The sequence below is a fragment of the Acinetobacter sp. 479375 genome (assembly GCF_000581715.1).
Classification (GTDB): domain Bacteria; phylum Pseudomonadota; class Gammaproteobacteria; order Pseudomonadales; family Moraxellaceae; genus Acinetobacter; species Acinetobacter ursingii.
In genome coordinates, this window is the sequence record NZ_JEZN01000040.1 from 1 (window position 1) to 9,199 (window position 9,199).

A 9,199-nucleotide genomic window follows, 5' to 3' on the forward strand; every position below is an offset into this window, starting at 1 on the left:
AAGATGTAATTTCAGCCATTGACGATGTTGGTTTACGCCATGTTTTTTACGCACCCATTCCCCATCACCTGTAACTTTGATCCCTGTGCTATCAACTAAAATATGCAAGTCTTCCTGTGGATTTTTTGCTGATTTATGTAGAAGTGGCTGCAGCTTATCTGCTCGCCGACTCAATGTTGAGAAGTCTGGAACATTCCAGTCGAGGTGAGCCATTTGAAAAAGGCTTTGAATGAAACCTTGTGTTTGGCGTAAAGCCAGTTGGAACAGGTTTCGTATCGTCAGGGCAAATTGAATTGCTATATCAGTGTAGGTAGGTTGACGTCCTTTTTTTCCAGTAGGTGTTGCAGACCATTGCATTTGGGGATCAAACCAAATGGTGAAAGCACCCCGTTGACGTAAAGCCTGATTGTACTCAGACCAGTTCGTTGTTTTGTATCGGCTTTTTGATTCTGTATTCATCTAACATGTATGGGGATGAAATTTATTTATGCAACAAAGCCAATTTGAATTAGGCAAATTTTGCCAAAACTTCTAAGAATGGTTCACGCTGACGCGGAAATTCAGCAATCACATCATGAATACGTTGGCCTTGAGGATTAGTGGCATTGACATCACGACCATCTGCAACAAACTGTTGGTTGATTATAAAAAATTATACGAACTAAACTGTCGCAAGGAATACAAACTTAATCATTAATAAAGATGATTAAATACATGCAATGAATAAAGACAAAAGCCAATTCAACCCACACCTCAGGCTTGACTTCGAATTTAAATAAATGAATTATTAAACAAATTTATTCTATTTCTCTGTCAAAGAATGAGGCTACTGCAAATGATATGGTTCACACTCATACACAACTATTTCATTTTTTAAATATTGATTTAAGGTCATATAAATATATTATACTTTTATTTTACAACCGAATTATTTTTCACTCAAAGTTTTATCATAAATTTTCCATATTATTTAGCTTAATCTTATAAGCAAATTTCCAGACTGATTATTCAATAAAATTTATATCTTCATCACAATATAGAATGAATTGTGTATTCTGAATGACAGTCTCAAATTAAATAAAAAATAGAATTAACAAAAATTAAACACTTTATTGGAGATATTAAATGCAACAAAAATTTGCATCTCATTTTAGTCGTGATTATCCATTGATATTGAATAAAATCACACAGAGCATTTTTGTTTCAGTTTTTGGGGCTTCTGTTCTGGGATTGACGGCATTTTCAATGCAGGTTAATGCAGAAGATATTCAAGTGAATTCATCAACCACGGCAACAGTCAACTCTACGGTTCAACCAGCTAAAGCGGAAGACGTGGTTCAACTAGCAGATGTAGTTGTTACGACCCGTCGCCGTGAAGAAAAGGCACAAAATGTCCCTACACCGATTACAATTTTAAGTGCCAAAACACTCGAAACTCAGCGCTTAAGTAAAATTGAAGATTTGCAACAGGCCTTGCCAAGTCTCAATGTGGCATTTTTAAACCCACGCCAGTCCAGTGTTGCAGTTCGCGGTTTGGGAAATAATCCAGCGAGTGATGGTCTCGAGGCCAGTGTCGGGGTTTATCTGGACAATGTTTATCTAGGTCGTCCTGGAATGGCGGTGTTTGATCTGCTAGATATCGCTCAGCTTGAACTATTGCGCGGTCCTCAAGGCACGTTATTTGGCAAAAATACCACTGCGGGCTTATTAAATATCAGTTCAAAATTACCGACTTTTTATCCAGACAATTCTGCTGAAATTTCTTTTGGTACACGTGATTATTTGCAGGCAAAAGGGAGTTTTTCCGATGCGCTATCAGAGACAGTCGCAGGACGTTTATCTTTTTATAAAACTACACAGGATGGCTTTGTTAAGAATAGCTATGATGGCAAAGACTATAATGATACCGATCGTTTAGGCGTACGTAGTCAGATATTGTGGAAGCCACAAGACAATTTTAATTTACGTGTCATTGCAGATTATAACAAACAGGATGATAACCAGGGCGCAATGCTGATGTATTATCAGGGGCCAACCTTTAACAGCCCTGCATTTGGCGCAAATTACAATCGTTTTATTGATAATGCCCAAGCTTCAGGCGCGAAAAATCTATATAACAATTGGAAAGATTATCAAATTGATTCCGATGCCAGACAGCATATGTTCGTTGAACAAGGCGGTGGCTCGGCTGAAGCCAACTGGACCTTAGACAGTGGTAAAAAACTGACCTCGATTAGTGCTTATCGATTTTGGCATTTTACCCCGACAAACAGCGACCTGATCAGTTCAAATGCTTTAATCAATGGCGGCGTTTCGGTAAAAGATGAACAATATTCACAGGAAATTCGTTTTGCTTCAGCCGATCATCAAGTCATTGACTGGGTGACAGGCCTATATTATTTCCAACAAAATCTAAAAAATAAAAATTTCACGATTTATGGAGATGTAGCAGACGCATTTTATTTATATAACGTACCAACGGTACGATCTCTGATTGCCAGTGGTCAATCCAATATTTTAGATAATCGCTCGTCCTATAGCTATGGCACGACAGACACGAAAAGCTCGGCCATATTTGGACAAGGCACATGGCATGCCACCCCCCAATTTGATGTGACCGCAGGCGGACGCGTCACTTATGAAGATAAAAGTGCCAGTATTGTTCGTACGGCTCCGATCGGCGGCAAAGATATTGCAACCATTTCTGTAGCAGAACGGAATCTACTTAACGCCCAACTTGGTGCTTATGATTCAGGTGACTTATCGCAAAATAAAGTCAGTTACTCTGGGCTACTCACGGGAAGCTATCGTTTTAATCCACAAAATCTGTTGTATACCACTTATTCTCATGGGGAAAAATCGGGAGGATTTAACTTAAGTGTTGGTTCTGCACCGACTGCGGGCGCAGACTCACTCAAAGTTGATCCTGAAAAGGCCGATAATTATGAAATTGGTTTAAAACAGAACTTTTTAAATAATAAATTACAGGTCAATAGCAATATATTTTGGATTGATGTCTCTGATTATCAAACCACGAGCTATGAACAAGTCGGTAGTTCGATTGTCAGTGTCTTAGCCAACGCTGGTAAAGTGCGCAGCCGAGGTTTTGAGATCGATACCACTTATCAACCCATTCGCCGTTTAACCCTTAATTTTAATGGTTCATTGAACGACACCAAATATACCGAATATAGAAATGCCCCTGCGCCATCCAATATTTCCATTCCAACAGGTGTGAATACTCAGGATCTTTCTGGCGAACGGGTGTATGGCGTACCTAAATGGATTGCTAATTTTAATTTCCGCTATGACTTACAGGAAAAAAACAACTGGCAACCGTATGTTTCAGGCAGCTATGCATGGCGTGACTGGTCGTATGGCACTTTAGACAATAATCCAGAAGCCAAAATTAAAGCATACGGTTTGGTCAATGCCAGCTTTGGTGCACGTCATCGCTTTGGAGAAAATGAAATTGATGTTTCGGTTTGGGCAAAAAATCTGACCGATCAAGCTTTTGTCACTAATGCATGGAATTCTTCAAATGGCACTGTGCTTGCCAGTGCAGGACAGCCAAGAACTATTGGTGCGACCGTTAAAGTGAATTTTTAAGACCAGATTTAAAAATAACATTTCAACTTTATAGAGTATTAGTCATGAAAATAATGAATTTGAAAACCACATTGTCAACTACATTGCTCGCAATGATGCTACCCATCCTTCATGCTGCACCGAGTGTTTATCCAACTGGAGTGACCATTTACGACCCAAACAAAGCCAACCCTCAGTACGTAATTTTTAGCGGTGCGGACAATAAAACCCATCTGATTGATATGAATGGAAATGAAGTCAAGCAATGGAATTATAAAGGTTTTCCTTCTGCGGTTATTGATCCGCAGTTCACTGGTGGCGTGAAAGGCAGACTGTTATTACAGCTTGAAGATCAGACAAATTCACCCAAACTAGCCTCTGCTGGCAATGGGCTCAACAATAAAACTGTCGGAGAAATTGATTGGAACGGTAAGACCGTGTGGCAATGGAGTGGAGAATCGAAGATACCCGCCGCCCAACAACATCATGATATTCGGAGGCTTCCGAATGGTAACACCTTGATCTTGGCTAATCTTGTGCACAAAGTATCAGGATTTAAAGTTCCCGAAGTGATTGATGATGTGATTTATGAAGTCGATGCACAAGGCAAAACTGTCTGGAGCTGGAAAGCCTCGGATCATTTAAATGAATTTGATTTTACTCAGGAACAACTGAAACTGGTCTTCGCCACTCAAAACCCTGATTATCTACATATTAACAATCTGGCACCGATTGGTCCGAATAAATGGTTCGATGCAGGTGATGCACGTTTTCATCCTGACAATCTCATCATAGATTCACGAAATGCCAATTTCATTGCCATCATTGATAAAGCGACAGGGAAAATCGTCTGGACACTTGGCCCAAACCTACCCGCCATCAATCCTAAAACAGCCAATACAGTTCCTCGACCTGTCGATCAAATTAGCGGGCAACATGATGCACATATAATTCCAAAAGGTTTAGCAGGCGCGGGCAATTTATTGGTGTTTGATAATCAGGGCGATGCAGGTTATCCATCTGTTCAACGTGGTGTGCTTTCAGGTTCGCGTGTGCTAGAAATTGACCCGATTAAAAAAGAAATTGTGTGGCAATACACTGCATCCAATTCAGCACAACCTGATTGGGCATTTTTCAGCTCCTTTATTAGCAGTGCACGACGCTTGCCAAATGGTAATACCCTCATTGATGAAGGTCAAAATGGTCGTTTCTTTCAGATTACACCACAAGGAGAAATCGTTTGGGAATATGTCAGTCCTTATATTGGTCAAGCCCCTAATGGTAAAGCCAAAAGTAATTGGGTTTACCGCGCATTACCAGTACCTTACTCATGGATTCCAGAGACAGTAACTCATAGCGAAAAGAAAGCTACACCTAACATATCAAGTTCTTTAAACTAATTTCAAAGAATACTAACTTTGTTTACATTTAATCATTTTAAAAATAGCCCTATCAAATCGGGCTATTTTTATAACTTTAATCAAATCAATGATCTTATCTTTATGTAAAAAGTATATCCAATGGACTTTGTTGCACAAAGATTTAAAAATTAAGATTTCTCTTATCTACATAAACTTAAGTCATAGCTCGGATAAGCCAATCTGAAAAACATTAAGAGAAAATGACTCCAGCCCTATTCATCAAGTTGAAGCTAGAAAACATCACAAAATAGAAAAAAACTATTAATAAAATTAGAACTATCAATTTTACAGATTATAAATTTAAATTCATAATTAACACATATTCCAAAGTTAAGCTTAAAGCAGAGATAGAGCAACTTCCTCAAGGGTGTTTCTCCCAACTAACATCCTTTTCAGCCCAACCACTCTCTTATCGGTTGGGTTTTTTTTATCTTCAGTTTTATTATCCAAATATCTTTTTATAATCATTTTCATTTATCAAAGATCAAGCAAAAAAAAGCCCAACCTTGGGGAAAGCTGGGCATATAAAAAGTAAAACTTTTAAAACAATTCGTTTGAGAAACTAAAATCCGACCAAACCAGTCAAGATTTCTTGATGCAATTATCTAAAAAAATTTGATTGATGTAAAGCGTATTTATATAAATTACTATGTTTTTTTCCTGATTTTTACCATTCTTTACAGAGCGGCATCACACTTCTTCATATTAATGGTTAATGTTTTAACAATTTTATCTTTTTAAACCAAACAAACATCATTCGATTTAATTTTTTAGTGTGATTAATTTCACATTAATACACATAAACATAATAAATTTGGCATGATATTCACTTTAAAGAAAAATATTTAAAAGTTTTTATCAATTAAAAATAAATTAATAATTTAATTTTACAATCAAAAAACACGCTTCTTTTTACGCTTACTTACATTTTTTGGGTAGCAATCAAGCTTCTAGCTAATTGTAAAAATAGTAATTTTTTTCCGGTTGACAAGATTTATTTTAAATGATCACTTTTTATTCAGATACTTAGCTGACCCGAGAGCCTTGACTCTGCCTGTTTTTAATATCATTGACTTCATAAATTGTTACAATACAATGACCGCAGCTTAATTTTCTTGTTAACGCTGGAAACTACTATGAAAAAACTCGGTTTAGCCACTGCTTTACTTTTAGCCATGACCGGTGCTCACGCATATCAAGTTGAAGTTCAAGGTCAATCAGAATTTGTAGATACGACTGCGAATGATAAAAACTTTACAGGTGACCTTAACGGTACATTCTATTTAAAGGATGTTGATGCATCTAAAGGCCCTTTAGCTGAAGCCGCATTTTTGAACCAAGCTTCTAGCGTTTCGCTTGGTTATAGCTATCAGCAATATGATGTGAAAGATGGTATTAATTACCACATTGGCACTTATGGTGCAAAAGGTGAAGCTTATCTTCCAACACCTTATGTTCCTGTTTATGCAAGTGCATCTTATAACCATACCGATGCTGATGGTAAAAATGAAATCTCTCGTGATGACCACGGTGACCGTTACTCACTTGAAGTTGGTGCAATGTTGCTTCCTAACTTCTTAATGGCTGTCGGTTATACCAGTGTGGCTGATCAGTTCTCTTTAGATACTTTTGGCATCATGAACAATGGTATCTACTCGGCAGTCAATCAAACTGCTGCGATTCAAGACGATCAAGATGCTGTGACTGCACGTGCGAAGTATGTAGGTCCAATCGACGGTACGAATATGGCAGTCGGTTTTGAAGTTGCTGGTGCGTTTGGTCAGGAAAATCAATATGGTTTAAAATCTGATCTTTACTTAACACCAAAACTCAGCGTTGGCGCAACATTTATTGGTAATGATGGCGAAGCAAACATTAAAGGTGATGATTTAGGTCGCTTTAGACAAGCTTGGGGAGCGAATGTAAATTACTTCATTACTCCTGCTGTTGCGGTGGGTGCATCTTACCTAAAAGCAGATGTTCAAGGTTCAGATCTTGATACGCAAACGATCGGTTTGAACGCTAAAGTTCGTTTCTAATAGATTCTGACTTTACAAAAAAAAGAGGACTCAAGTTGAGTCCTCTTTTTTTGCGTTAGGTGGTTCGCACAACATTTAAGAAATATAAATGGCGTTCATATTGATCAATAATATCCTGAATCAAATCTTCTTGTGTCCAGTCCATCACATCATAATTCTGCCCACCTTCTCGTAAAAACACCTCTGCCTGAAAATATTCTTCATTTTCGGTAGCTTGATCTTTCACCATGAAGCTTGGTGGCACTGTTTCACGTGAAACCACATTATAAATAAAGTTAATTTCATCATGGTGATCCACTTTCAACACCAAACCATTTTCAGTGTTTTCTATTTTTGCTGTCAAATGTCGACGACGAAATTCTTTTTGAATACTTTCAAAGGCCCTATTCACTGTCGTCTGAATATATTCATCCACTTCCTGTTTGGAATGTGGATAATGCATAATCAAGCCTAAACGCTGTTGCCAACTACGCGGATTTTGAATCGCGCGCGGCGTAGTACGCGCCTCTTGGATTGACTGCATTTTGGTACTGTCAATCCTCAGTGCCTTAATTAAACCCCAACAAATCAATAACATGATCACCGTGAAAGGCAAAGCACTCATGATGGTTGCCGATTGCAAGGCGGTTAAACCACCTGCTAGCAATAAAATAATGGCCAAGGCTGCCATGACCACAATCCAGAATAGACGTTGCCATACAGGTGAATCATCGGATTTTGCAGTCAGATAATCAACCACCAGTGCACCAGAGTCTGCGGATGTCACAAAAAATAGAATCACCAGAATCGTGGCCAGCAAACTCATTACACCAGATAGAGGCAATGTGCCCAAAAACTCGAATAATGCAACCGATGAATCGCCTTGTATCGCGGTAAGTAAACCTATATTTCCATCATGTAAGACACTATAAAGCCCCGCATTGCCCATAAATCCCATCCAGATCAGGGTGAATCCCGTCGGAATAAATAAGACCCCAATAATAAACTCACGAATGGTGCGACCTTTGGACACTCGAGCAATAAACATTCCCACAAATGGTGACCATGAAATCCACCATGCCCAATACATAATCGTCCAGCCACCAATCCAACCTGTAGGTTGATAAGCATAAAGATTAAAAGTCATATCAAACAGGTTAGAAACATATTGTCCTGCATTTTGGATAGTCGTTTGCAGCAGATAAATGGTTGAGCTAGCAAAAAACACGAACAGCAATAAAATGACAGCCAACGCCAAATTAAGTTCAGCAAGACGTTTAATCCCTTTATCGAGTCCTAATCCGACAGACAGACTCGCCATAGCACTGACCATAACAATCAGGATAATTTGTGAAGTCGCGGAGGTTTGCAAACCAAATAAAGGTAGTGTTTCAAAAAGTATGCTGGCATTAAACGAATCCATTATTGATATAAAAGAACACTAAATCAAAGGCTTTGAAATGATTTTCAAGCTTTTTGGAGAAGTTGCAGCTTCTCCTAAAGCCTCGCCTGATTCGATGCCGTAATCGACAATTATTGCCTTCTATACCCACAGTGAAAAATTTACCAATCAACTGTTTGCATTCTTTAAAGGTCGTAACAAAGCTATCCCAATGGTCACTTGATATACATGTATAGCTTACACCTAACTGCTTCAATTTTAATTTAAGTCGTTTTGCAGTGGCTAAATCTCGGTTACCCCATACATAAGCAACAATTTCACCTGTTTCTCGATGATAGGCATAAATTAGCCATTGTTTATTTTGCTTATGACCAACAAAAGTCCAAAACTCATCTACTTCAAGGGTTTCATAATGACTTTGCTGTGCTCGAAGTTGATATTTTGATTGGCTAAGTGTCCGTAGAACTTTACCGATACTTACTCTTTCAATTTCTGCTATATCCCTGACACCACTGCCTCGCACCATGAGGTGTAATATTTTGGTTTTGATACCTGAGTGACAGCCTTGATAACTGAGAGCATGATCACCAATAAATTGACGTCTGCATATTTTACATTGGTAATTTTGCTTACCATCTACTTTTGTGCCATTTTTCTTTATACTGTCACTTAGGCAGGCTGGACACTTGATTTCTAGAGTTATTCGCATTTCTCTATTTTATCAAAATCCAACCTGCTTTTTTTCAGCATACTTTTTGAAACACCACCCA

The 9,199-nt window shown here is 38.3% G+C and carries 4 protein-coding genes and 3 pseudogenes; 3 read left to right on the forward strand and 4 right to left on the reverse strand.

Annotated features, from left to right (window positions below; all coding sequences use genetic code 11):
- Both J500_RS16045 and J500_RS17785 read right to left on the reverse strand, forming a co-directional pair.
- Positions 1–459, reverse strand: a pseudogene (locus J500_RS16045) (IS5-like element ISAba10 family transposase); the annotation flags it as partial.
- Between the two features lie 49 nt (positions 460–508).
- A pseudogene (locus J500_RS17785) lies at positions 509–634 on the reverse strand (hypothetical protein); the annotation flags it as partial.
- Positions 635–1,125: 491 nt separating this feature from the next.
- On the opposite strand from J500_RS17785, the gene J500_RS16050 reads away from it, so the two are divergent.
- The 3 genes from J500_RS16050 to omp33-36 all read left to right on the forward strand — a co-directional run bounded on the left by J500_RS16050 (position 1,126) and on the right by omp33-36 (position 7,048).
- Entirely contained in the window at positions 1,126–3,609 is a 2,484-nt protein-coding gene (locus J500_RS16050) for a TonB-dependent receptor (RefSeq protein WP_004995513.1), read from the forward strand.
- 44 nt (positions 3,610–3,653) lie between these two features.
- On the forward strand, positions 3,654–4,988 hold the full coding sequence (locus tag J500_RS16055; protein ID WP_004995514.1) for an aryl-sulfate sulfotransferase: 1,335 nt from the start codon (positions 3,654–3,656) through the stop codon (positions 4,986–4,988).
- 1,157 nt (positions 4,989–6,145) lie between these two features.
- On the forward strand, positions 6,146–7,048 hold the full coding sequence (omp33-36, locus tag J500_RS16060) for a porin Omp33-36 (RefSeq protein WP_004985773.1): 903 nt from the start codon (positions 6,146–6,148) through the stop codon (positions 7,046–7,048).
- Between the two features lie 55 nt (positions 7,049–7,103).
- Here the strand turns inward: omp33-36 and J500_RS16065 are convergent.
- Positions 7,104–8,408: pseudogene (locus J500_RS16065) on the reverse strand (BCCT family transporter); the annotation flags it as partial.
- 28 nt (positions 8,409–8,436) lie between these two features.
- The gene (locus J500_RS16070; RefSeq protein ID WP_004282341.1) at positions 8,437–9,138 is read right to left on the reverse strand and encodes an IS1 family transposase; all 702 of its coding nucleotides are present in this window, start codon (positions 9,136–9,138) and stop codon (positions 8,437–8,439) included.
- Positions 9,139–9,199 lie beyond the last annotated feature (61 nt).

Excerpts from the sequence above, each read along its gene's own strand:
- J500_RS16050 (WP_004995513.1), top strand. The coding sequence starts at position 1,126 with ATGCAACAAAAATTTGCATCTCATTTTAGTCGTGATTATCCATTGATA.
- J500_RS16055 (WP_004995514.1), top strand. The coding sequence starts at position 3,654 with ATGAAAATAATGAATTTGAAAACCACATTGTCAACTACATTGCTCGCA.
- omp33-36 (WP_004985773.1), top strand. The coding sequence starts at position 6,146 with ATGAAAAAACTCGGTTTAGCCACTGCTTTACTTTTAGCCATGACCGGT.
- J500_RS16070 (WP_004282341.1), bottom strand. The coding sequence starts at position 9,138 with ATGCGAATAACTCTAGAAATCAAGTGTCCAGCCTGCCTAAGTGACAGT.